Below are 23,264 nucleotides of genomic sequence, written 5' to 3' on the forward strand. Positions count from 1 at the left end.
GGATGTGCCCGTGGAAGCTCTGAGACTGATACTTCGCTACGTCCATCTGATCGGTTTCGCCCTGCTGCTCGGCGGGGCGATCGTCCAGTACGTCAGCGGGAAGCTGCGGATCAACCCACCCATGCTGTGGGGGTCCGTGATCATGCTGGCGACCGGGTTCGGCCTCTCCGCGCCGCTGCGGGACGGCGACGAGCCGGCGCCCGCGAAACTTGTTACCAAGTTGGTGCTCGCCATACTGATCTTCGTCATGGTGTTCTTCTCCCGGAAGCGCGACGTGGTCAACCGGGGGCACTTCCTGGCGATCGTCGGGTTGACCCTGGTCAACGCGGCGGTGGCCGTCTTCTGGCGGTAACGTCACCGGCAGGGGGCGACGCGCAGAACCGGACGTTCCGCGACGCCGCCCCGCGCATCTACCAGCACCGAGAGTGATCTGGCCCACCTAAGGGTTACGTAGGGGTAACAGGCGCTCAACAGTCGTGCACGATTGTCGGCCGGTGGGTGGGCGCGGGCGTACGCTCCCGTCCGTAACGTGGGACGCCGGCGGCGCAGCGCAGGCCGGCTCAAAGGGCTGCCACCGTGCAGGACGCGGTGTGCAATGGGAAGGAGACGTCTTGCGCTCTGTGCGTGGGATGCGGATTGCCTCCGTCGTCGCGGTGGGTGGGCTCGTGCTGAGCGCCGCCGCGTGTGGCGAGGCTCCCGAGGAGAACAACAACGCCGGCAGCGGCGACAAGAAGTACAGCGCCTGCATGGTGACCGACGTCGGCGGCATCGACGACAAGTCGTTCAACACCTCCGCCTGGAAGGGCCTGGAGGAGGCCAAGAAGGCCAACGACAAGATCGACATCAAGTACGTCGCGTCGAAGGCCGAGGCGGACTACGAGGTCAACCTGACCCAGTACGTCAACCAGAAGTGCGACTTCATCCTGGCCGTCGGCGGCCTGATGGGTGACGCCACCTCCAAGATCGCCAAGGCGAACCCGAACCAGCAGTTCGGCATCGTCGACGCGAAGGTCGCGGAGACCAACGTCTACCCGATGCAGTTCGACACCGCCCAGGCCGGCTTCCTCGCCGGTTACCTGGCCGCCGGCATGACCAAGAGCGGCACGGTGGGCACCTACGGCGGCCTGCCGATCCCGCCGGTCACCATCTTCATGGACGGCTACGCCGACGGCGTCGCGCACTACAACAAGACGAAGAGCAAGACCGTCAAGGTCGTCGGCTGGGACAAGGCCGCCCAGAAGGGCTCCTTCACCAACGACTTCGTCAAGCAGGACGAGGGCAAGAAGGTCAGCGACGCGCTGGTCGCCCAGGGCGCCGACATCATCATGCCGGTCGCCGGCGGCGCCGGCCTCGGCACCACCGGCGCGGCCAAGGCGTCGGGCGGCAAGTACAACACCATCTGGGTGGACGTCGACGGCTGCGAGAGCACCCAGGACTGCGCGGCGATCATCACCACCGTCGAGAAGAACATCCCGGACGCCGTCAAGGAGGCCGTCGTCAAGGCCGCCAACGGCGAGAAGCTGTCGGCCACCCCGGGCTACCTCGGCAACCTGTCCAACAACGGCGTCGGGCTCGCCCCGTACCACGAGTTCGACAGCAAGGTCCCGGCCGAACTGAAGGCCGAGATCGACAAGCTGAAGGCGGACATCGCCGCCGGCACCGTCACCGTCACCTCCGCGGCCCAGCCGAAGTGAGGCTCCGCCGGCCGCCCGCGGTGAGACGATCACCCGGGTAGGCCGGCGAGCGGTACAGCACGACGATCCGGCCGCCCCGGCGTCGCGGGGATCCCCCACGACGCCGGGGCGGCCGATCCGCTACACCCGACGACGGCCCCGCGCCGCGAGCGGTACATCGGCAGCTACGCTGCACCATCGCTTCGCACTCCAGGAGGTTGCGCTGAGACTCGAACTGCGCGGCATCACCAAACGGTTCGGTGACCTGGTCGCCAACGACCACATCGACCTGACGGTGGAGCCTGGAGAGATCCACGCCCTGCTCGGCGAGAACGGCGCGGGCAAGTCGACCCTGATGAACGTGCTCTACGGGCTCTACCAGCCCGACGAGGGCGAGATCCTGGTCGACGGCGCGCCGCTGAAGCTGCGGGGGCCCTCCGACGCGATCGCGGCCGGGATCGGCATGGTGCACCAGCACTTCATGCTGGTGCCCGTCTTCACCGTGACCGAGAACATCATGCTCGGCGCCGAGCAGGTCCGGGGCGGCATCGCCGGCTTCCTGGACCGGCGGCGGGCCCGGCGCGAGGTCGCCGAGGTCTCCGAGCGGTACAACCTGCGGGTCGACCCGGACGCGGTGATCGAGGACCTGCCGGTCGGCATCCAGCAGCGGGTGGAGATCGTCAAGGCGCTCACCCGCGACGTCGACCTGCTCATCCTCGACGAGCCGACGGCCGTGCTCACCCCGCAGGAGACCGAGGAACTGCTCGCCGTGATGCGGTCGCTCAAGGCCGCCGGCAAGTCGATCGTCTTCATCACCCACAAGCTGGGCGAGGTCAAGGCCATCGCCGACCGGATCACGGTGATCCGGCGCGGGAAGACCGTGGGCACCGCCTCCCCGGAGGCGAGCCGGGACGAACTGGCCGCGCTCATGGTCGGCCGCAGCGTGCGGCTCACCGTGGAGAAGGAGCCCGCCACCCCCGGCAAGCCGGTCCTGGAGGTCGCCGGCCTGGTCGTCGACGACGACCGGCAGATCCGCGCGGTCGACGGGATCGACCTGACCGTGCACGCGGGCGAGGTGCTCGGCGTCGCGGGCGTGCAGGGCAACGGCCAGACCGAGCTGATCGAGGCGATCATGGGGCTGCGCCCCACGCTCGCCGGCACGGTCACCCTCGACGGGCAACAGGTCAACGGCTGGTCTACCAAGAAGGTGCTCCGCGCCGGCGTCGGCTACGTGCCCGAGGACCGCAGCGTCGACGGTTTGGTCAAGGAGTTCTCCGTCGCGGAGAACCTGGTGCTCGACATCTACGACCGGCCGCCCTTCGGCAAGGGCCTGGCGCTGAAGCCGGACGCCATCGCGAAGTCGGCGAAGGAGCGGATCGCGCAGTTCGACGTGCGTACCTCCTCGGCCGACGCGCCCGTGGGCACCCTCTCCGGCGGCAACCAGCAGAAGGTCATCGTGGCCCGGGAGCTGTCCCGGCCGCTGAAGCTCTTCATCGCCGCCCAGCCGACCCGCGGCGTCGACGTCGGGTCGATCGAGTTCATCCACAGCCAGGTCATCCGGGAGCGGGACGTCGGCACCGCCGTCATGGTGGTCTCCAGCGAGCTCGACGAGGTGATCGGCCTGGCCGACCGGATCGCGGTGATGTACCGCGGCCGGGTCATCGGCATCGTCGGCCCGGACACCCCCCGCGAGGAGATCGGCCTGCTGATGGCCGGCATCACCCCCGACGCGGCGTCCGCCGCCACGACCGGCACGACCCCGGCCGACGGCGCCGCGGCGGCCCCCGCCGCCGAGGGCCCTGGCAACGAGGACGAGGCATGACCAATCCCAACCCCCCGTCGGGCTCCCCGGACAAGGAGCCGGCGACCGAGGCGCAGGCGGCGCAGACCGCGCTCGGCAACACCGAGCGGGCCGGGACCGCCACCTCCCCGAAGGGCCCGGCCCCGGAGGCGAAGCCCTCGCTGGGCCGGCTGTTCCTGGACAACCTCTGGGCGGCGAACACCTTCACGGTGACCCTGCTGTCGCTGGTGCTGGCGATGCTCGTCGGCGCGGTCCTGATGATCGTGTCCGACCCCGAGGTGCTGGCCACCTACAGCTACATCACCGCCCGCCCGACCGACGCGCTGAACGCGAGCTGGACGCTGGTCAGCGAGGCGTACGGGAACCTGTTCAAGGGCGCGGTCTTCGACCCGGACGCGGTGGGCTTCCAGGCGGTGATGAGCCCGATCTCGGAGACGCTCACCTACACCGCGCCGCTGGTCTTCACCGGCCTGTCGGTGGCGCTGGCGTTCCGGGGCGGCCTGTTCAACATCGGCGCCCAGGGCCAGGCCGTCATGGGCGTGATCCTGGCCGCGCTGGCCGGCTTCCTGCTCCCGCTGCCGCCCGGCCTGCACCTGCTCGTCGCGGTGCTCGCCGGCGCGCTGGGCGGGGCGATCTGGGGCTTCGTCCCGGGCATCCTCAAGGCGCGTACCGGCGCCCACGAGGTGATCAACACGATCATGCTCAACTACATCGCCACGTACTTCCTGACCTGGATCATCGTGCAGAACGGCGTCCAGGACCCGAACCGCACGGACGCGATCAGCCGGCCGGTCGACCCGTCGGCCCAGCTGCCCCGGCTGCTCGGCGACGGGCTGCGGGTGCACGCCGGCATCATCCTGGCGGTGCTGGCGACCTGGGCGGTCTGGTGGCTGCTGAACCGGTCCACCCTCGGCTTCGAGCTGCGCGCCGTCGGCGCCAACCCGGACGCCGCGCGGACCGCCGGCATCAGCGTCACCCGGACGTACGTCCTGATCATGGTCTTCGCCGGGATCCTGGCCGGCCTCGGCGGCTCCAACATGGTGCTCGGCTCCACCGCGAGCGCGCTGACCCCGCTGGTGGTCGCGCAGATCGGCTTCGACGGCATCCTGGTGGCGCTGCTCGGCCGGGTGAAGCCGTGGGGCGTCGCGCTGGCCGCGCTGCTCTTCGGCGCGCTCCAGGCCGGCGGCAACCGGATGCAGTCCTACTCGGGGATCTCACTGGAGCTGGTCACCGTGCTCCAGGCGCTGATCGTCATCTTCATCGCCGCGCCGGCCCTGGTGAAGGCGATCTTCCAGCTCCGGGCCGCCCGCGCCGCCCGGTTGCAGACGAGCCTGGCGAAGGGCTGGTAACTCATGTCCACCATGGCTGTCGAAGACGTCGCGGTCGCCCCCGTCGACCAGGGCTTCTGGACCCGTACCCGCAAGGTCGGCGCCGTGCTGCTCGCCCTCGGCCTGCTGGCGACGGTGGTGTTCGGGGCACTCGCCACCGGCGAGCAGGCCCGCTTCACCCTCAGCGAGGACGCCGCCGGCGCCGCGTTGAAGATCCATGGCACGCTCGGCGCGATCCTCTTCGGCCTCGTCGCGGTCGCCGCCGGCGTCGCGATGCTCGCCGGGCTGCCGAAGCGCTGGTTCACCCTCGTGCTCGGCGTCGGGCTGGTCGGCTTCGTGCTGTCGTTCCTCTGCTGGCAGGTCTCCGACGCGCCGGCCGGGCAGAACTTCATGCCGCTGGTCAACATCCTCCGGGGCACGTTCGTCCTGGCCCTGCCGCTGGTCTTCGGCGCGCTGGCCGGCGTGCTCTGCGAGCGCTCCGGCGTGGTCAACGTGGCCATCGAGGGGCAGCTGCTGATGGGCGCCTTCAGCGGCGCGCTCTTCGGCAGCCTCTCCGGCAACGTCTGGGTGGGCCTGGTCGCGGCGGCCGTCGGCGGCGCGTTCATCTCGCTGCTGCTGGCCGTCTTCTCGATCCGCTACCTGGTCGACCAGGTGGTCATGGGCATCGTGCTCAACCTGCTGGCCGTCGGCGTCACCGGCTTCCTCTACGAGCGGCTGATGCAGACCGACGCGCAGAGGTACAACAGCGCCCCCCGGTTCAGCAACTGGGAGATCCCGCTGCTGTCGGACATCCCACTGCTCGGCCCGGCGCTGTTCCGGGGCAACATCTTCCTCTACCTCGGCCTGCTGCTGGTGCTGGTCATCCACATCGCGCTCTTCCGCACCCGGTGGGGCCTGCGCACCCGCTCGGTCGGCGAGCACCCCACCGCCGCCGACACGCTGGGCGTCAAGGTGCTCGGGCTGCGCTACCGCAACGTGCTGCTCGCCGGGGTGGTCGCCGGCATCGGCGGCGCCTCCTACACCCTGGCGCTCTACTCGTTCACCAAGAACATGATCGGCGGCAAGGGCTTCATCGCCCTGGCCGCGCTGATCTTCGGCCGGTGGAGCCCGACGGGGGCGCTGCTCGCGGCGCTCTTCTTCGGCTTCGCCGACCAGCTCGCCACCTACCTGGGCGCCATCAACAGCGTGATCCCGAGCCAGTTCCTGGCCATGCTGCCCTACCTGGCGACGATCCTGGCGGTGGCCGGGCTGGTCGGCCGGGTCCGGGCGCCGGCCGCCGACGGCAAGCCGTACATCAAGGGCTGACGGGGGAGTACCACATGGAGATCGACTGGGAGCGGCTGCGGGCCGCCGCCACCGAGGTGATGCGGCACGCGTACGTGCCGTACTCGAAGTTCCCGGTCGGGGCCGCCGCCCTGGTCGACGACGGCCGGGTGGTGGTCGGCTGCAACGTGGAGAACGCCGCGTACGGCGTGGTGCTCTGCGCCGAGTGCGGGGTGGTCTCCTCGCTGCACGCCACCGGCGGCGGCCGGATCGTGGCCCTGTCCTGCGTCGACGCCACCGGCGAGCCGCTGATGCCGTGCGGCCGGTGCCGCCAGCTGCTCTGGGAGCAGGGCGGGCCGGAGTGCCTGATCGAGGCGAAGGGCGGGCCGCTGCGGATGGCCGAGCTGCTGCCGCACGCCTTCGACGTGACCGACCTGGAGGCCGTGACCGGGGAGGCCCCGGTGCCCGTGGTGCCGGAGCGGCTGGCCGCCTGGCGCGGGCGCGGCACGGTCTTCGTGCACCCCGACCTCTCCGCCGGACAGCAGGTCTGGACGGCCTACTGGGAGCGGTCCGCGGGCGACAGCGAGGGCGCCGAGACCGGCGTGCTGGAGGAGGGCCCGAGCTGGGACGACGCGGCGGAGGCGATCGGCTGGGGCCTCGCCCGTACGCCCCGGGTGGTGGTCGTGGACGCGTCCGGCGGCATCTTCTGGGCCGGCGAGGGGGAGCCGCCGATGGAGATCCCGGTTCGCTGGGGTGGTTGAGCTTCGGGGATCGGGCCGACCGTGCCCGGCTCCGGGCGGTCAGGCTTGATCCCTCCGCCGGGCACGGTCGGCCCGATCCCTCGTGGTCGGGGTCCGCGTGCCGGTATCTGCATACGACTAGGAAGATCTTTTGTGATGAGTGGTTTTGCGGCGGTTGATGTCATTCGGGTGAAGCGGGACGGGGGTGTGCTCTCCGACGCGCAGATCGACTGGGTGGTGGACGCGTACACCCGGGGGATGATCGCCGACGAGCAGATGTCGGCGCTGGCCATGGCGATCCTGCTGCGCGGCATGACCGGGCCGGAGATCGCCCGGTGGACCGCCGCGATGATCGCCAGCGGGGAGCGGCTCGACCTCTCCGCGGTGGACCGGCCGACCGTCGACAAGCACTCCACCGGCGGCGTCGGCGACAAGATCACCCTGCCGCTCACCCCGCTGGTCGCCGCCTGCGGCGCCGCCGTGCCGCAGCTCAGCGGCCGGGGCCTCGGCCACACCGGCGGCACGCTGGACAAGCTGGAGTCGATCCCGGGCTGGCGGGCGGCGCTGAGCAACGACGAGTTCACCGCCCAGCTCCGGGACGTCGGCGCGGTGATCTGCGCGGCCGGCGCGGGGCTCGCCCCCGCGGACCGCAAGCTGTACGCGCTGCGCGACGTGACCGGGACTGTCGAGGCCATCCCGCTGATCGCCAGCTCGATCATGAGCAAGAAGATCGCGGAGGGCACCGGCGCGCTGGTGCTCGACGTGAAGGTCGGCTCCGGCGCGTTCATGAAGTCCGTCGAGCAGGCCCGCGAGCTGGCCCGGACGATGGTCGAGCTGGGCGGCGCGCACGGCGTACGGACGGTCGCCCTGCTCACCGACATGTCCACCCCGCTCGGCCTGGCCATCGGCAACGCCGTCGAGGTGACCGAGTCGGTCGAGGTGCTCGCCGGGGGCGGCCCCGCCGACGTGGTCGAGCTGACCCTGGCGCTGGCCCGCGAGATGCTCGACGCGGCCGGGCTGCCGGACGCCGACCCGGAGGCCGCCCTGCGCGACGGCCGGGCGATGGACTCGTGGCGGGCGATGATCCGCGCCCAGGGCGGGGACCCGGACGCCCCGATGCCGACCGCGAACGAGGTCGAGGTGGTCCGCGCGGAGGCGGACGGCCACGTCGCGGCGATCGACGCGTACGCCATGGGGGTGGCCGCCTGGCGGCTCGGCGCCGGGCGGGCCCGCAAGGAGGACCCGGTCAGCGTGCCGGCGGGGATCGTGCTGCACCGGCGCCCGGGCGAGGCGGTGCGGGCGGGCGACCCGCTCTACGAGCTGCGCGCGGAGGACGCCGCCCGGATCCCGGCGGCGCGCGACGACGCCGCGCGGGCGGTGCGGATCTCGCCGGTCGCACCCGCCACGACGCCGCTGGTCATCGAGCGGATCGGCTGAGCGCGGCGGCCGCCGGGGCGGCATGGTGCCGTCCCGCTCGGACCGCTATCCTCCCTGGCCAAGGGGGGACAACCGGCGCCGAGTCGTCGCGAGCAGACAGGATTTTCCGCCGTGACCGTACCTGCCCCCGATCCTCGGGAGGTGCGTGAGGCGAGCCTGGACGAGTTGTCCCGGCTGCGTCTCCCGCTGCCACCCGCCCAGTTCCCGCTCGTGTGGGAGCCGGGCGACCAGATCGAGCTCCGCCCCACGGTGGAGATCGAGGCCCGCATCGCGGTGCTGCACCTGATCCAGGCCCGCTGCTTCGGGATGCCACCGCAGGCGGCGATGAGCTGGCTGCTCGCCTCGCACCTGGTCGACATGGTCACGCCGCCGGAGTTCCAGTTCGTGACCGGCGGCAAGGGCGACCACCGGTCGTTCGTGCTGCACCACGACGCGCTCTTCGCGCTGGCCTGGGTACTCGGGCTGACCAAGCAGCTCGACCCGACCCTGCCGGTCGACGAACGGCTGGTGGAGCGGATGCCGCACATCCCCGACGGGGAGACCTTCGGCCAGTGGCGGGCCCGGATCCTCACCGCGCCGCAGCACCCCGCCGACGCGGCGGCCCTGCTGGACCTGCACTACTGCCTGGACTGGGCGTACCTGGAGACGGAGCGGGCCGGCCGGACGCCGCCCGGGCTGGTGGACGCGAACGCGATCGGCCAGCGCCGCTGGGCCCTGGAGTGGGCGGTGATGCTGCGGGGGCCGTACCACGACGAGCCCCCCGGCTGGGAAGAGGTGGACCTCTCCACCTGACCGGGGCGGTCAGCGTGCTGCCGGGCGCCAGACGGTCAGCCGCACCGCGACGGTGACCCGGACCGGCTCGGCGAGGGCGGCCACCCGGGCGGCGAGCCCGGCCGGGTCGGTGTGCCAGGCGCTGGGGCCCATCCCGACCAGCGTCGCGACCTCCGGGCCGGTCAGCGCCAGCTCCCGCCGGTGCACGGTGGACGCCGCGGGGGCGAAGTGCCCGCCCAGGCTCTCGGCGACCCGGTCCGCCTTGGCCGGGTCCACCCGCAGCAGGCCGAGGGCGCCGACCAGCTCGGTGAGGTGGTCGTCGGCCGGCGTCACCACCAGCAGGGACCCGGCCGGGTCGAGGACCCGGTGGAACTCCGCGCCGTTGCGCGGCGCGAAGACGTTCAGCAGCACGGCCGTGCCGGCGTCGGCCAGGGGCAGCCGCTGCCAGGTGTCGGCGAGCGCCGCCGCCGCGCGCGGGTGTGCCCGGGCGGCCCGGCGCAGCGCCGGCTTCGACACGTCCAGGGCGAGACCCGCGGCGTCCGGCAGCGCCGCCAGCACCGCCGCGAGGTGCCGGCCCGTCCCCGCCCCGGCATCCACCACCAGGGGGTACGCCCCGTCGGGGCGCGCCCCGACCAGGTGCTCCACGGCCTGTGTCGCGGCGGCGGCGAGGGCGGTCGAGATGAGGTCGTAGTGGCCGGCGGAGAGGAAGTCGGCGCGGGCGGCCACCATCTCGGCGGTGTCCCCGACGTGCGGGGCGCGGCCGGCGAGCAGGTTGACGTAGCCCTGGCGGGCCACGTCGAAGCTGTGCCGGCGCGGGCAGCGCAGCGCGCGGGCGGCGCCGGTGGCGACCTCGGCCAGCGGCTGGGCGCAGACCGGGCAGCGGAGTCGGTCGAGGACGCGGGGGTCCACGTCAGGCGTCCAGGTGGGTCGGCGACGCGGGTGCCCGGCGGTCGTCGTCGTCGCAGTCGCGCTCGGGGTCCACCGGCTCATTCTCCGGGTCGGGCGAGGTGGTCGACCACCCGGTGGGTGAGCGCGTCCAGCGCGGCGACCTCGTCGGGGGTCAGCAGGTCGATGAGGTGCCGGCGGACGGCCGCCACGTGGCCGGGGGCGGCGGCCTCGATGGCGCGCCGGCCCTCGGCGGTGAGGACGACGACCGCGCCCCGCCCGTCCGTCGCGCACTCCTCGCGGGTGACCAGGCCACGCTGCTGCATGCGGGTCAGGTGGTGGGAGAGCCGGCTGCGCGACCAGAGCATCCGGTCGGCCAGCTCGCTGAGCCGCAGCCGCTGGTCGGGCGTCTCGGAGAGGTCGGAGAGGACGTCGTAGTCGGGCTCGGAGAGACCGGCGTCGCGCATCAGCTCGCGGGCCAACTCCAGGTCGAGCAGGCGGCGCATCCGTCGGTAGCCCCGCCAGGCGCTCTGCTCCCGCTCGTCGAGCCAGCGTGTCTCTGCCATGCCGCCACTCTAGCGATCTGGTTGACATGTCATCAACTCGCTCCTACGGTGTGTGACATGTCAACTAGATCGGCGCGCGACGCCGCCGCGGTGCTGCTCGACGAGGTCGCCTGGCTGGCCGCCGCCCTCGCCCCGCTGCGGGTGCCGGCGTGACCGCCCGGCTGTGGGAGCTGTTCGAGGAGCGCAGCCGGGGTGTGTTGGTCACCCTGCGGCGCGACGGCCGGCCCCAGCTGTCCAACCTCGACTTCCTCGCCGAGCCCGGCCTGATCCGCTGCTCCACCACCGCCGACCGGGCCAAGGTGCGCAACCTGCGCCGCGACCCGCGGGCCAGCCTCCACGTCACCACGGCCGACGGCGGGGCCTACGCGGTCGCGGAGGGCGTGGTCACGCTCACCCCGCCGGCGGCGGCGCCCGACGACGCCACCGTGGAGGAACTGGTCGAGGTCTACCGGCGGATCCGCGGCGAGCACCCCGACTGGGCGGACTACCGGGCGGCCATGGTCGCCGACGGCCGGCTGGTGCTCCGGCTCGCCGTCGAGCGGCTGTACGGCTGGCGGCCCTGACCGGCGCCGGGCTGCTCTTCCGGCCGCTGCGGCCGGGCTGCGCCGGTGCGGCGGGCCGCACGACGGCACCGGGCTGCTCATTCGGCCGTTGCGGCCGGCTGCGCGGTGCGGCGGACCGTACGACGGCGCCGGGCGGTGCCGGTGCCGGCGGCGCGCCGACTGTGGATCCGCGCCGGTCCCGTCGGCCGGCCCGGTGCGGCCGACTAGGGTCTGGGCATGGTCGCGACAATCCGTTACGAGGACATCGTCAAGGTCCCGAAGGCACTGCTGCACGATCACCTCGACGGCGGCCTGCGGCCGGCGACGATCGTCGAACTGGCCGCCGAGGTGGGACACGAGCTGCCCACCACCGATCCCGAGGCGCTCGGCCGTTGGTTCGTCGAGGCGGCCGACTCCGGCTCCCTGGAGCGCTACCTGGAGACGTTCGCGCACACCGTCGCCGTCATGCAGACCGCCTCGTCCCTGCGGCGGGTGGCCCGGGAGTGCGCCCAGGACCTGGCCGCCGACGGGGTGGTCTACGCCGAGGTGCGGTTCGCCCCCGAGCAGCACCTGGAGCGGGACCTGAGCCTGGACGAGGTGGTCGAGGCGGTGCTGGCCGGCTTCGTCGAGGGCAGCGCGCTGGCCGCCGAGGCCGGCCGGCAGATCCGGGTCGGCACCCTGCTCACCGCGATGCGGCACGCCGCCCGGTCGCAGGAGATCGCGGAGCTGGCCGTCCGGCACCGGGACTCCGGGGTGGTCGGCTTCGACATCGCCGGCGCCGAGGCGGGCTTCCCGCCCACCCGGCACCTGGACGCCTTCGAGTACCTCCAGCGGGAGAACTTCCACTTCACCATCCACGCCGGCGAGGCGTTCGGCCTGCCCTCGATCTGGCAGGCCATCCAGTGGTGCGGGGCGGACCGGCTCGGCCACGGGGTGCGGATCGTGGACGACATCACGGCCGGCCCGGAGCCGGTGCTCGGCCGGCTGGCCGCGTACGTGCGGGACAAGCGGATCCCGCTGGAGCTCTGCCCGTCCTCGAACGTGCAGACCGGCGCCGCCCCCTCGATCGCCGAGCACCCGATCGGGCTGCTGCGGGACCTGCGGTTCCGGGTGACGGTGAACACCGACAACCGGCTGATGAGCGGCACCTCGATGTCCCGGGAGATGGCCCTGCTGGTGGACGCCTTCGGCTACGGCTGGAAGGAACTCCAGTGGTTCACCATCAACGCCATGAAGAGCGCCTTCATCCCGTTCGACGAGCGGCTGAAGATCATCGATGAGGTGATCAAGCCCGCGTACGGCAAGCTGCTGGGCTGACCGGGACGGCGGTGGCAGTCAGGAGCGGTGCGGGTGGCCGGCGAGCAGGCCGGCCACCGCGCGCAGCACCTCGCCCGCCCGGGCCGCCTCGGCGCCCAGGCCGGTCTGCCGCCGCAGCACCGCCGGCTCGGCGCGCAGCAGCGCCAAGCCGCGGCGCACCAGCACCCGGGGCGCCTTGCGCTGCTCGGCGAGGTCGCGGGCCAGCCGGCGGACGAAGGTCGCCCCCCGGGGCCGCCGCAGGGCGTACGCCCCGGCGAGGACCCCCCGTCGGCGGCACTCCTCGACGATCTCGGCCGCGAAGATCCCTTCGGCAACGAAAAGTGGCGAACCGGCGACCTCGAATGGCCGGGTGGACACCCGACGGTCCGCATCGATCGCATAGACCGGCACTTCGGCCCTGCCCTCCCTGGCCAGGCGGGCAATCGTCTCCACGGCCGCCGCGGCGTCCCAGGAGCGGGGCGACTCCCAGTCCACGGCACCGTTTCGGCGCGGCAACGTGGGGTCGTCACCGTCCTTGTAGAAGTCGTCCAGGCAGAGCACCGGAAGGCCGGTTCGCTGCGCTATGTACGACTTTCCCGAACCGGAAGGGCCGGCGAGCAGGACAACGCGATGGGGGTGCTTCATTACCTTCAGTGACTCCGGCCAGACGGATTGCTATCAAATTGCATCAACATCTCATCACACCCCCGGCTGCGGCCAACCTGGGCTTTCTCTTTCAGGGGTAGCGTGATGGAATCTCGGATGGTCCGGCCCGCGGGGTCGGCCGCTGGGCGTTGTCCAGGGGCAACGCAGTCCAGGAATCGCGAGGGCGGTGACGTGAGCAAACGGCCAAAGGCGGCGGGTTCCTTCCTGTCGCGTCTGCGCCGGCCGAGCGGTCGGCTCCGCGACATGCCGATCTGGTCCAAGCTCGGTCTCATCATGATCGTGCCGACCATCGCCACGGTGGTCGTGGGCACCAGCGGTCTGGTCGACCACCTGGAGACCCTCAACAACGCCAACCGGGCCGGCGACCTGGCCAACCTCGTCGGCTACTCGGGCGACCTGGTCGACACCCTCCAGAACGAGCGGACCAACGCGCTGCGCCTGCTGGGCGTGCCGCGCGGTCAGGACAACGCCCGCTACAAGCAGGCGTACGAGCAGGCCAACGTCGAGGTGGACAAGGCCAAGGGGCCGTACTCCCAGCAGCGGGCCGAGGTCGAGGACCTCCCGGCGAACCTCGACACCCTGCTGGGCGAGATCGACCAGACGCTGATCGACCTGCCCGGCACCCGCAGCCAGGTCTTCAACGGCAAGCTCGGGCTCGTCCCGGCCATGCAGGCGTACGACGGCCTGATCGACGACCTGATCAGCATCCGCGACTCGGCCACCCAGCTCGCCGGCGACAACGAGCTCAGCGACAAGATGCGCGCGTCGACGGCCACCGCCCGCAACAAGGAGTTCCTGTCCCGTCGCCGCGACGTGGTGCACCGGGCGTTCATCCAGCAGCGGCTCACCCCGAACCTGCGCAACGAGTACATCGCCACCAGCACCGGCTCCAGCCAGTGGCTGCAGAGCTTCCAGGTGGTGGCCAGCCAGCCGGAGCAGGAGTACTACGCCCAGGTGGTGGCCGGCCCCGACCTGCGCGAGGCGAACACCTACAACAGCTGGCTCAACGGCATCACCAACGCCGACAGCCTCGCCGGCGCCCCGTTCGACGCGGACGAGTGGGACGCGGCGATGGTGGCCAACGCCAAGCTGATCCGCACGGTCGAGACGAAGATCGACCGCGAGGTCGTCGCGGGCGCCGAGGACCTGCGCTCCGGCGTGCAGCGCCAGGTGTTCCTGGAGACCGGCCTGCTGCTCAGCATGCTGCTCCTGGCGATCCTCTTCGCCTACCTGGTCGCCCGCTCGATGGCCCGCTCCCTGCGCGAGCTGCGTCAGGGCGCCCTCTCCATCGCCCAGTTCGGCCTGCCCCAGGCCGTCGCCCGGCTGCGCGACCCCAAGGTGACCGGTCAGCTCTCCCCGGTGCAGCTCGCCAACCAGATCGCCGAGCCGCTGCCGGTGCGCAGCAAGGACGAGTTCGGCCAGGTGACCGAGGCGTTCAACGCGGTCCACCTGGAGGCCGTCCGCACCGCCGCCGAGCAGGCCGCGCTGCGCGCGTCCGTCGCCACGATGTTCGTCAACCTGGCCCGCCGGTCGCAGATCCTCGTCGACCGCCTGATCGGTCACCTCGACCGGCTGGAGCGCGGCGAGGAGGACCCGGACCGGCTGGCCGAGCTGTTCCAGCTCGACCACCTGGCCACCCGGATGCGCCGCAACGACGAGAACCTGCTGGTGCTCGCCGGCGCCGACTCCACCCGCGTGCAGCGGGAGCCGGCCGCGCTGATCGACGTGCTCCGGGCGGCCCAGTCCGAGGTCGAGCACTACACCCGGATCGAGTTCGGGGTGATCGACCGGGACATCGAGGTCGCGGCGCACGCCGTCAACGACCTCGTCCACCTCGTCGCCGAGCTGTTCGACAACGCCACCGCCTTCTCGCCGCCGGACTCGCACGTCATGGTGGAGGCCCGGCGCGTCGGCGACCGCGCGTCGCTCTACGTGGAGGACCGGGGCATCGGGATCAGCCCCGACCAGCTCCACGACCTCAACGAGCGGCTCGCCAAGCCGCCGCAGGTGGACGTGGCCGTCTCGCGGATGATGGGCCTGGTCGTGGTCGCCCGCCTGGCGTCGCGGCACGGCGTCAAGGTCGAGCTGCGTCCGGGCACCGACCGGGGGACCGTCGCCGAGGTGGTCATGCCGACCTCGGTGCTCGTGCCCCGGGCGCTCTCCGGCCGCCCGCAGGCGCCCGGGCTGCCGCCGCCCGGCCCGCAGCCGCTCGGTCCGGCCCCGGCCTTCGGCGCGCTGCCGGCGCTCGGCAACGGCCCGACCAATCCGATGCCCACGCAGCGCTCCGGCGAGTCCGGCAACCAGGTCACCCTGGGCGGCCGGCCGTTCGACCCGGCGCCGCGCAACGGGGCCGGCACGCCGGCCTCGGCCGGCGCGACGCGGTCCATGCCGGCCTGGTCCGACCTGACCGGCGCCAGCGGCTTCAACGGCGGCGAGGCCTTCCGGCCGCGCACCTCGAACGGCCAGCCGATCGACCCGCTGCCGCAGCGGCGGTCCGACGACCAGGACGCCACGGGCCAGCAGCAGGCCGTCCCGCGGCAGCTGCCCAGCAGCCCCGAGGCCCGGCCGTACTCCGTCCCGCCGGTCTCCGCGCCGCCCGTGCCCTACGCGGGCCCGCCGGTGTCGACGCCGCCGGTGCCCTACTCCGCGCCGCCGGTGTCCAGCCCGCCGGTCTCCGGCATGCCGGTCTCGGCGTCGCCCGTCTCCGGTCACCCGTACTCCGGCTCGCCCGTCTCGGCCTCGCCGTACTCCGGCTCGCCCGTCTCGGCGCCGCCGAGCGGTCCGCTGCCCCATCGTCAGGCCCCCGGCACGCCCGGGCCGAGCACGCCGGCGCCGCCCGCCTGGCCGCCGGTCGCCGGTGCGGACCGCGAGCCGGCGACCCCGCCGGTGCCCGAGCGTCTGGCCGCCGCGCTGGACATGACCACCGAACTGCCGCGGGTGTCGCGCTCCGGCGCGCCGACCCACGCCCCCGCTCCGCAGGCGCCGGCCCCGGCCGCCCCGCAGGCGCGGCCGACCACGCCGCCGGCCCAGACCCCGCAGCGGTACGCGGACGAGACGATGGAGCTGCCGATCTTCCGGGAGCTCGAGTCGGCCTGGTTCCGGACCCGCCGCCCGGGGCCGGAGGAGGCGACGGTGGCCGCCGTTCAGACGCCGACCGACGGTGGACCGACCCAGCAGTTCGCCCGGGTCGACACCGACGGTCGGGACGTGCAGCCGACACCACCCGGGACGACAGGTAACTCGCCGATGGCAGACACTCCGGCGGCCGGAGGCGCGCCGCGCGAGAACGGACCGACGGTCAACGGGGGTGTCCGCCCCGGCGTCGCCGACAGCTTCGGTCACCGCCGGCCCTCGCAGCAGCAGACCGCGGGTTGGCAGACCGCGGCCGACGACGGGTGGCGCGCCGCCTCGGCGGCGACCGAGGTGCCGGTCGCGGCGACCACCTCGACGGGGCTGCCCAAGCGCACCCCGATGGCGCAGCTGGTGCCCGGCGCGGTGGAGAAGCCCACCACCTCCGTGCAGCGGCGTACGCCGGAGGGTGTCCGGGGCCTGCTTTCGGCCTACCATCGGGGCGTGCAGCGGGGGCGTACGAACCCGTCGGACAGCAACCCGACCAGCCCGGAGGCGACTCCGGGAGGGCAGCAATCCTCGCAGTCTGGCTCAGGCCCGGTGGCCGGGAGCGGGCAGAAGGAGCAAGAACGATGACAACTACGCAGGATCTCGGTTGGCTGCTGGCCAACTTCGCCGACCGGGTACCCGGTGTCGCGCACGCGGTCGCCGTCTCCGCGGACGGACTGCTCCTCGCGTCGTCACGGGACCTCCCGCGTGACCGGGCCGATCAGCTGGCCGCGATCGCGTCCGGCCTGGTCAGCCTCACCCAGGGTGCGGCCCGCTGCTTCGAGGGAGGCGCGGTGCTGCAGACAGTGGTGGAGATGGACAATGGCTTCCTGTTCCTCATGTCCATCTCGGACGGGTCGTCGTTCGCGGTGCTCGCCGCCCGCAGCTGCGACGTGGGACAGGTCGGCTACGAGATGGCCCTGCTGGTCGACCGGGTGGGCGACGCGTTGACCCCGCAGCCACGTGCGGCTGCGGGGATGCTGGGCTGACGACCTGTTGACCCGTGAGGTCGGCGGGGCGACAACGACAACGACGACGGGCTCCATCCGGAGCCGGTGCCGGGTGCGAGGGAGGTGAGCGGCGACATGGCCGATCGTGACGAACCGACCGGAGCGTTGGTCCGTCCATACGCCGTGACCCGTGGTCGTACCCGCCCCCGCCTCGACATCGCGCTGGAGGCGCTCGTCGAGACGACGGTGCGCGGCCGCGCCGCTGCCAATGGCAACGGCGGTCAGGGTCGCGAGCACCAGTACATCGCCGCGCTGTGTGATGGACGTGTGCAGTCGCTCGCCGAGATCGCGGCGCGGATGCAGCTCCCGCTCGGTGTGGCCCGGGTGCTCATCGCCGACATGGCGACGGACGGCCTGGTCGCGGTCCACGAGCCGACCATCTTGGACGACTCGGACGACGCGGTGGGCACTGAACTGCTGGAGAGGGTGCTGAGTGGACTTCGCAGGCTCTGACATGTCGCACCGCCCGCCGACCCCGAGTGGGCGCGTGACGTCGGCGAAGATCGTTATCGCCGGTGGATTCGGCGTCGGCAAGACGACGTTGGTCGGCTCGGTCTCGGAGATCACGCCGCTGACCACCGAGGCCATCATGACCTCCGCCGGCGTGGGCGTCGACGACACCCGGCAGGTGCCGGGCAAGACGACGACCACGGTGGCGATGGACTTCGGCCGCATCTCGATCGACCGTGACCTGATCCTGTACCTGTTCGGTACGCCGGGGCAGACCCGGTTCTGGTTCATGTGGGACGAGTTGGTCCGCGGCGCGATCGGCGCGGTCGTGCTGGTGGACACCCGCCGGCTGGCCGACTGCTTCGCGGCGATCGACTTCTTCGAGCACCGGCGGCTGCCGTACCTGGTGGCCATCAACTGCTTCGACGGGATGCAGTACCACGACCCGCAGGACGTCCGGGACGCGCTCGCGATCTCCGGCGACGTGCCGGTGGTGGCCTGCGACGCCCGTAACCGGGAGTCGACGAAGCACGTGCTGATCTCGCTGGTCGAGTACGTACTGACCATGCGGCGCTCGCGCGCCGTCGCGCCGGCCTGATCGACGCGATCCGCGCCCGGTGACGGCCTCGGCCGCCACCGGGCGCTCGTCGCTGCCTGTGTCACGGCGTCGACGACCGCGCCGACGCCACGGCGTGAACGCCCACGCCGTGCCCGGCCTCCCGCCCCCCACCACGGCCGGCGGGGCGCCGCCTGCGTCACGGCGTGGGCGCTGCCTGTGTCACGGCCGGAGAGACTCCGCCTGCGGCACGGCCGGGAGGACGGCTGCCCGGGTCACCAGGAGCGGGCGGCGGGCCGGCGCCGGGTCAGGAGACGCGCGTCCAGGCGCCCGCGCTGACCGTGTAGACGCCGAGCGAGCCCTGGTCCATGCCGCCGTGCCGGATGGGGGTGAAGGAGTACATCCCCGCCATCCCCTCGGTGACCTGGTTCTGGAGGAACGCCCGGATCCGTCCACGGTCGACGCTGGTGGAGAGCCGCGCCGCGTCCGCGATCAGCTGCACCGCGTCGGACGCGTACGGGGCGAAGCCGCTGAACCCGCCGTGCAGCTGGACGTAGCGGTAGACGAACTCCTTGCGGTCCAACGCGGACATGGTGGTGTTGGCGAGCATCGCCCCGCCCAGCGAGGTCGGGTGGACGGCGTACGCGCCCTCCATGAGGGCCGCGTTCCCGCCCTCCAGGGTCTGCTCGGCCACCGCGCCCGCGTCGAGGAAGACCGGCCCGTCGTAGCCGGCCCGGCGCAGCGCCCCGACGGCGGCGGCCGAGTCCGGGGCGGTCGCCCACACCACCACCCCGTCGGGGCGGGACCCCGCCGCCGCGCGGGCCGTCCGGCGGAGGTCCCCGCCGGTGCGCGGTAGCCGGGTGGCGGAGGCCAGCGCCACTCCCGCCGTACGCAGGGCCCCTGTCATCGCGCGTACGCCGGAGTCGCCGTGCAGGCCGTCCGAGGCCAGCAGCGCCACCCGGGAGAGCCGCTGCGAGGCGATGAGCCGGGCGAGTCGTCGGGCCATGTCGCCGGCGTCCGGAGTCATCTTGTAGACGTACGTCCGCTGCGGCAGCGGCAGCACGATCCCGTCGCCGAAGGCGAGGGAGAGGAACGGCACCCGCTCCTTCTGCGCGACCCCGACCAGGGCCATCGAGGTCTCGGCCAGGGTGCCGCCGACCAAGGCGTGCACGCCGGTGTCGCGGGCCAGCGCGGTGGCCTGCCGGGCCGCCAGCGCCGGATCGCCGGCGTTGTCCCGCACCTCCAGCCGTACGGCGCGGCGCGCGTTGCCGATCGGCACGCCGTTGGCGTTGAGCGATTCGAGGGTGATCTCCAGTGCCCGCTGCTGGAGGACGCCGAGGGCGGCGCCGGGACCGGTCAGCTCCAGGCTGACCCCGATCAGCAGTTCCTGACCGCCCGGCGCGACCGTCCTGACGGGATCGCCCTCGCCCGCCTCGCCGCGCCCGCAGGCGCTGAGCAGGAGCGTGCCCGCCGTCGCGGCCAGCAAGCCGCGACGGGTGAACGCGGAGGGGCCGGTTGCCGATGTCGCCATGAGTCGCCTTCCCACCCGGCGACCCCTGCCGCCGGCTGTTCCGCCGGTATGCTCCCGGCCGCCGCGAGGCGGCGTCAAATTATCCGGGTGTGGGCAGGAACACGCAGGTGGGAGGCGGTTTTCCGGTGGTCAGGAGCGGTAGCCGGCGGAGCGGTACTCGTATTCCCGGTCGTCGTCGCGGTCGCCTGTGTCGCGGGTGAAGTCCCAGCCGCCGGCGGCCTCCCGACCGGGCCGGCCGCCGACCGCGAACCCGCCGATCTCCTGCCCGCGGCGCCAGCCGCGGAAGTAGCCGGTGGTGTTCTCGGCGAGGCTCGCCGCGTCGCGGACGATCCGCAGTGGCCGCTCCTCCCGCAGCGGAGAGCCGGGGACGAGGTTGGCCTGCGGGACCCGCTTGGGCAGCCCGGCCGGGGTCTCGGCACCGACCGCCGGGCGGGCGGCCTGCTCGGCCGCCTGCCAGCCGGTGTCGGCCGTGGTGGACCAGTCCAGGTTGGACTCGTCGTCGTGCCCCACGAACCAGGCGGACTTGGCCTGGGCGAAGATCAGCAGGTCGCCGTCGCCCTCGTCGGACACGGGCGGGGGGCGGCGCTCCATCGGGGGCGCCGGTCGGTACTCGGCCACCGGCCGCTCGTCGCGGGGCGCCGGCCGGTAGTCGGCCACCGGCCGCTCCTCACGGGCTGCCGGCCGCTCGTCGCGGAGGGCCGGCCGCTCGTCACGTGCCACCGGCCGCTCGTCACGGGGGGTCGGCCGGCCACTGCGCGCGGCCTCCTCGCGGTCGACCAGCCGCAGCGGGGGCGTCTCGGGCTGCGCGTCGGCAGCCGGGCCCGTCCCGCCGCGCAGCGCGCGGTCGGCCAGCGGCGGCGGCTCGACCAGCCGCAGCACCGGGGGCTCCTGGGGCAGGTCGTCGGCGAGCCACGGCGGGGTGACCCGGCGCTCCGCCCCCGGATCGGTCGGGGCGTCGACGCCGCGCCCGCCGCGGTCGCCGTAGGCGCCGGCGACCGGGTTCTTGGCGGAGCTGTCGGCCGGATTCTCCGGGTTGTTGACCAGCGGCCAGTTGGCCCGGGAGCCGGGGGGAGCGGGCTCCGCCCGGCCGGCCGGGGGAGCGGACTCCTGGCCCGGCCGGGGCGTGGGCACGGGAACGCTGAGGTCGGTGGCGCTGAAGCCGCCCGTGGGCGTGGCCGGCTCGCCGCCGGTCTTCGGGCGGGGCGGGATCACGGTGCGCTGCCGCTCGGCGCGGGCGCTCTGGATCGCCGCGGTGGTCAGGGTGGGGCGGAACGGCTCCCCCGCCTCGGCGGGCGGCACCGTGCCCCGCTGTGCCGGCGCGATGGGGGTGATGCCCGGCGGCGGGGGCGGCGGCGCGGACACCGGGCGGTTGGTCGGGCCGTCGATCCGGCTCGGCAGCGACCCGGGTCGCGAGGGGGGCGCGGAGACCGGCGGACCGGCGACCGCGGCCGGCGTCACCGGCGTCGGCGCGACCGGGGGCGGGGTGACGGGGGCGGGTGCGACCGGCGGCGGGCCGAGCGGCCGGGGGGCCGGGGGCGGCGTCGGGCCGGAGACGGGCTCGGGTCGGCTCCGTCGGCCACCGGTCGGGGCGGGCTCGAGCTCGGCGGGCCGGAGGGCACGCGGGCCGGTGCCGGCGAGACCGGGCAGGCCGCCGGTGGGGGCGAGGCCGGGGGTGTCGCCGAGGGGCTCGCCGTGTCGGGTCGCGGCGCGGCGCCCCGGGGCCGGTGCGGCGGACGTGCCGGCCCGGTCGTTGAGCGCGCCGACCAGGGCCTGGCAGCCGGCGTCGCAGGCCCGGACGGAGGCGACGGCCTGCCGCACGGTGTCCGCCACGGCGGAGGTGAGGGCGCGGTTGACGGTGGCGCGCCGGGGCGTCTCGCTGATGGCCACCCGCAGGGCGGTCACCGCCGAGGTGAGCTGGTCTGCGTCGGCGACCCCGTCGGCGGCGAGCCGCGACGCGACCGCCTCGGCGGGGATCGGGGCGTCGCCCTCGCGACCCACGGTGCCGCTCAGCATGCCGGGCTCGGGCAGCGCGTCCAACACGGCCAGCGAGACCGGCTCGGCCGGGTCCGGGTATGCGCGCAACGCGGCCGGGTAGAGCTCGCGGAGCACCTCCCGCAGCGCGACGGCGGCGGAGTGCCGGCCGCTGGCCAGGGCGGCGTGCGCGGCGAGGACCTGCTTGTAGCCGGCGAGGTCCCGAGGGGCCGGGAGGGTGACGGCGGAGAGGGCGCCGGCCTGCAGGGCGCGGGCCAGGCCGACGGCGCGCCGCTCGGCCTGGGGCGACTGCATCTCCTCCAGGGAGTCGTCGTCGGCGAACCGCTCGGCGAAGTCGTCGACCGAGTCGTCGTCGGCGATCGCCAGTGGACGACCGGCGGCGCTGAGCAGCGAGGTGACCGTGTGGTCGTCGCTGTCGGCGGCGATGGCCGCACCGCTCGGCCCGCCCGACCGCTCCACGAGCAGCGCGACCAGCTGGGCGTAGCCAGCGGGGTCGTCGCCGATCTCGCAGACATGCAGCAGACGGCCTGCGTCGTCGACCACAGCGGACGTCAGCGTCGAACCGGCCGAGACCGGTCGGTCGGCCGGATCCGCCGAGGCCAGACCGCAGTACACGCGCACGAGCGCCACGGCGTCGTCCTCCTCCCGGGACACAAGGCTTTCACTGCCAGAGACTGATGCTCCCCGTTAAGGGTCAGTCGCGCCAGTCCACGACCGCAGAGATCTTGCCGACAATGGTGCGCCAACCCAGACTTGCGGTTTGTGCCCCGATTTTCTTCAGTCGGCGCCGACCGAAGAACCCGCCGACCCCGCCGTCGACCGTGGCACGCAGCGCCTCGTCCAGGTCGTCGAGGCTGGAGCCGGCGGAGAGCATGTCCAGCACCGCGGGCAGCCGCAGCGCGTACGCCAGGTCGCGGGCCACCTCGCCGGCCTCGATGAGCAGCGTCGGGTCCCAGGTGTCGTGCCCGCCGCGGAGGTTCTCCACCACCAGGTCGAGCTCGTAGATGTCCTCGTCGAGCGGCGCGATGTCGGCCGGCTCCACCCGTTCGGACAGTTCGTTCCAGCTGTCCAGCTGAGACAGGTCGTTCGGCGCCCCGGAACGGATGAAACTGACCAGCGACTCGGGCGTCTTGAAGAGCAGCAGCTTTCCCCGGTGGCTGAGGAAGACCGGAACCTCCTCGTCGCCCGCCTCGTCCTCGTCCTCGGAGTCCGACTCGGCGTCCTCGTCGTCGGTCGCGTCGCGGCGGCGGCCCTTGGCCTCCTCCTCGTCGCTCTCGGCGAACTCCTGGGCGACCTCCTCGTCGAGGATGACGACGGCCTCGTCGTCGTCCTCGTCCTCCTCCACGACCTGGCGGCGGGCCAGGAACGGGTCGTCCTGGTCGCGCTCGGCGACGTCGGTCGGGGTCAGCTCCCGCGCCGGCCGGTACGCCCGCAGCGTGTAGCCGGTGCCGGCGGGCAGCGCGATCTCCACCGGGTCGATCCGCAGCTCGTCCCAGAGGGCGCGGGCGGCCTCGGCAGAGACGGTTGCGGTGCCGGACTCGGCCGGGGCGTCGGCGTCGTCGAGCTCGGGCTCGTCGGCGTCGGGCCGTTGGGGCGACTGGCGGGCCACGCTGACCTCCGTGTGCTTCGGGTTGCCCACC

At 73.4% G+C, this 23,264-nt stretch carries 20 protein-coding genes; 14 read left to right on the plus strand and 6 right to left on the minus strand.

The genetic code is table 11. The features are described from left to right. The first annotated feature begins 10 nt into the window (after window positions 1–10). From AB0G08_RS09065 to AB0G08_RS09100, 8 genes are all read left to right on the plus strand, one after another. Window positions 11–352: a hypothetical protein gene (locus AB0G08_RS09065; protein WP_358085294.1), complete on the plus strand. Its 342-nt coding sequence runs from the start codon at window positions 11–13 to the stop codon at window positions 350–352. A gap of 277 nt (window positions 353–629) precedes the next feature. Then, window positions 630–1,694, plus strand: a complete 1,065-nt coding sequence (locus tag AB0G08_RS09070; protein ID WP_358085297.1) for a BMP family ABC transporter substrate-binding protein — start codon at window positions 630–632, stop codon at window positions 1,692–1,694. Between the two features lie 262 nt (window positions 1,695–1,956). Next, on the plus strand, window positions 1,957–3,495 hold the full coding sequence (locus tag AB0G08_RS09075; RefSeq protein WP_358085589.1) for an ABC transporter ATP-binding protein: 1,539 nt from the start codon (window positions 1,957–1,959) through the stop codon (window positions 3,493–3,495). Continuing rightward, entirely contained in the window at window positions 3,492–4,823 is a 1,332-nt protein-coding gene (locus AB0G08_RS09080) for an ABC transporter permease (RefSeq protein WP_358085300.1), read from the plus strand. Before AB0G08_RS09075 ends, AB0G08_RS09080 begins: the two co-directional genes overlap by 4 nt. Window positions 4,824–4,826: 3 nt before the next feature. Next, window positions 4,827–6,107 (plus strand): ABC transporter permease, encoded by a 1,281-nt coding sequence (locus AB0G08_RS09085; RefSeq protein WP_358085302.1) that lies wholly within the window; start codon window positions 4,827–4,829, stop codon window positions 6,105–6,107. A 14-nt stretch (window positions 6,108–6,121) separates the two neighbouring features. Further along, window positions 6,122–6,826 (plus strand): cytidine deaminase, encoded by a 705-nt coding sequence (locus tag AB0G08_RS09090; protein WP_358085305.1) that lies wholly within the window; start codon window positions 6,122–6,124, stop codon window positions 6,824–6,826. 135 nt (window positions 6,827–6,961) lie between these two features. Beyond that, window positions 6,962–8,242: a thymidine phosphorylase gene (locus tag AB0G08_RS09095; RefSeq protein WP_358085309.1), complete on the plus strand. Its 1,281-nt coding sequence runs from the start codon at window positions 6,962–6,964 to the stop codon at window positions 8,240–8,242. A gap of 111 nt (window positions 8,243–8,353) precedes the next feature. Next, complete coding sequence (locus tag AB0G08_RS09100; RefSeq protein WP_358085312.1) at window positions 8,354–9,034, plus strand: DUF4272 domain-containing protein; 681 nt, start codon at window positions 8,354–8,356, stop codon at window positions 9,032–9,034. Window positions 9,035–9,043: 9 nt separating this feature from the next. On the opposite strand, the gene AB0G08_RS09105 is transcribed toward AB0G08_RS09100, so the two are convergent. Next, on the minus strand, window positions 9,044–9,922 hold the full coding sequence (locus tag AB0G08_RS09105; protein ID WP_358085314.1) for a putative RNA methyltransferase: 879 nt from the start codon (window positions 9,920–9,922) through the stop codon (window positions 9,044–9,046). A gap of 77 nt (window positions 9,923–9,999) precedes the next feature. Beyond that, window positions 10,000–10,464, minus strand: coding sequence for a MarR family transcriptional regulator (locus AB0G08_RS09110; protein WP_358085317.1), 465 nt, complete (start codon window positions 10,462–10,464; stop codon window positions 10,000–10,002). Window positions 10,465–10,613: 149 nt separating this feature from the next. On the opposite strand from AB0G08_RS09110, the gene AB0G08_RS09115 reads away from it, so the two are divergent. Together AB0G08_RS09115 and AB0G08_RS09120 are read left to right on the plus strand one after the other, a co-directional pair. After that, window positions 10,614–11,027 (plus strand): PPOX class F420-dependent oxidoreductase, encoded by a 414-nt coding sequence (locus AB0G08_RS09115; protein ID WP_358085320.1) that lies wholly within the window; start codon window positions 10,614–10,616, stop codon window positions 11,025–11,027. Between the two features lie 216 nt (window positions 11,028–11,243). Continuing rightward, window positions 11,244–12,323 carry an adenosine deaminase gene (locus AB0G08_RS09120; protein ID WP_358085323.1) on the plus strand — a complete coding sequence of 360 codons (1,080 nt, stop codon included), beginning with the start codon at window positions 11,244–11,246 and terminating at the stop codon, window positions 12,321–12,323. An 18-nt stretch (window positions 12,324–12,341) separates the two neighbouring features. On the opposite strand, the gene AB0G08_RS09125 is transcribed toward AB0G08_RS09120, so the two are convergent. Next, window positions 12,342–12,863, minus strand: coding sequence for an ATP-binding protein (locus AB0G08_RS09125; RefSeq protein ID WP_357870031.1), 522 nt, complete (start codon window positions 12,861–12,863; stop codon window positions 12,342–12,344). Between the two features lie 276 nt (window positions 12,864–13,139). Between AB0G08_RS09125 and AB0G08_RS09130 the strand changes: the two genes are divergently transcribed. The 4 genes from AB0G08_RS09130 (at window position 13,140) to AB0G08_RS09145 (ending at window position 18,143) form a co-directional block, all read left to right on the plus strand. Beyond that, the gene (locus tag AB0G08_RS09130) at window positions 13,140–16,673 is read left to right on the plus strand and encodes a nitrate- and nitrite sensing domain-containing protein (protein WP_358085326.1); all 3,534 of its coding nucleotides are present in this window, start codon (window positions 13,140–13,142) and stop codon (window positions 16,671–16,673) included. Beyond that, a complete protein-coding gene (locus tag AB0G08_RS09135; RefSeq protein ID WP_067370442.1) occupies window positions 16,670–17,074 on the plus strand; it encodes a roadblock/LC7 domain-containing protein in 405 nt (134 codons plus the stop codon). The genes AB0G08_RS09130 and AB0G08_RS09135 overlap by 4 nt, the downstream gene beginning before the upstream one ends. 96 nt (window positions 17,075–17,170) lie before the next feature. Continuing rightward, entirely contained in the window at window positions 17,171–17,548 is a 378-nt protein-coding gene (locus tag AB0G08_RS09140; RefSeq protein ID WP_030329021.1) for a DUF742 domain-containing protein, read from the plus strand. 1 nt (window position 17,549) lies between these two features. Then, entirely contained in the window at window positions 17,550–18,143 is a 594-nt protein-coding gene (locus AB0G08_RS09145) for an ATP/GTP-binding protein (protein WP_089002065.1), read from the plus strand. A 265-nt stretch (window positions 18,144–18,408) separates the two neighbouring features. Here AB0G08_RS09145 and AB0G08_RS09150 read toward each other — a convergent pair whose 3' ends face one another. The 3 genes from AB0G08_RS09150 to AB0G08_RS09160 all read right to left on the minus strand — a co-directional run bounded on the left by AB0G08_RS09150 (window position 18,409) and on the right by AB0G08_RS09160 (window position 23,263). Then, window positions 18,409–19,632, minus strand: coding sequence for an ABC transporter substrate-binding protein (locus AB0G08_RS09150; RefSeq protein WP_358085329.1), 1,224 nt, complete (start codon window positions 19,630–19,632; stop codon window positions 18,409–18,411). Between the two features lie 129 nt (window positions 19,633–19,761). Further along, on the minus strand, window positions 19,762–22,278 hold the full coding sequence (locus AB0G08_RS09155) for a transposase (RefSeq protein ID WP_358085332.1): 2,517 nt from the start codon (window positions 22,276–22,278) through the stop codon (window positions 19,762–19,764). 40 nt (window positions 22,279–22,318) lie between these two features. Next, window positions 22,319–23,263 carry a DNA primase gene (locus AB0G08_RS09160; protein ID WP_358085335.1) on the minus strand — a complete coding sequence of 315 codons (945 nt, stop codon included), beginning with the start codon at window positions 23,261–23,263 and terminating at the stop codon, window positions 22,319–22,321. Window position 23,264 lies beyond the last annotated feature (1 nt).

Origin of the sequence: Micromonospora sp. NPDC023644 (genome assembly GCF_040640115.1) — a bacterium.
In the GTDB taxonomy this organism is placed as follows: domain Bacteria; phylum Actinomycetota; class Actinomycetes; order Mycobacteriales; family Micromonosporaceae; genus Micromonospora.

Bases quoted from the DNA above. Each gene is read 5' to 3' on its own strand.
- AB0G08_RS09140 (WP_030329021.1), top strand. From the start codon at position 17,171: ATGGCCGATCGTGACGAACCGACCGGAGCGTTGGTCCGTCCATACGCC.
- AB0G08_RS09145 (WP_089002065.1), top strand. From the start codon at position 17,550: ATGTCGCACCGCCCGCCGACCCCGAGTGGGCGCGTGACGTCGGCGAAG.
- AB0G08_RS09120 (WP_358085323.1), top strand. From the start codon at position 11,244: ATGGTCGCGACAATCCGTTACGAGGACATCGTCAAGGTCCCGAAGGCA.
- AB0G08_RS09150 (WP_358085329.1), bottom strand. From the start codon at position 19,632: ATGGCGACATCGGCAACCGGCCCCTCCGCGTTCACCCGTCGCGGCTTG.
- AB0G08_RS09080 (WP_358085300.1), top strand. From the start codon at position 3,492: ATGACCAATCCCAACCCCCCGTCGGGCTCCCCGGACAAGGAGCCGGCG.
- AB0G08_RS09135 (WP_067370442.1), top strand. From the start codon at position 16,670: ATGACAACTACGCAGGATCTCGGTTGGCTGCTGGCCAACTTCGCCGAC.
- AB0G08_RS09110 (WP_358085317.1), bottom strand. From the start codon at position 10,464: ATGGCAGAGACACGCTGGCTCGACGAGCGGGAGCAGAGCGCCTGGCGG.
- AB0G08_RS09070 (WP_358085297.1), top strand. From the start codon at position 630: ATGCGGATTGCCTCCGTCGTCGCGGTGGGTGGGCTCGTGCTGAGCGCC.
- AB0G08_RS09085 (WP_358085302.1), top strand. From the start codon at position 4,827: ATGTCCACCATGGCTGTCGAAGACGTCGCGGTCGCCCCCGTCGACCAG.
- AB0G08_RS09095 (WP_358085309.1), top strand. From the start codon at position 6,962: ATGAGTGGTTTTGCGGCGGTTGATGTCATTCGGGTGAAGCGGGACGGG.
- AB0G08_RS09090 (WP_358085305.1), top strand. From the start codon at position 6,122: ATGGAGATCGACTGGGAGCGGCTGCGGGCCGCCGCCACCGAGGTGATG.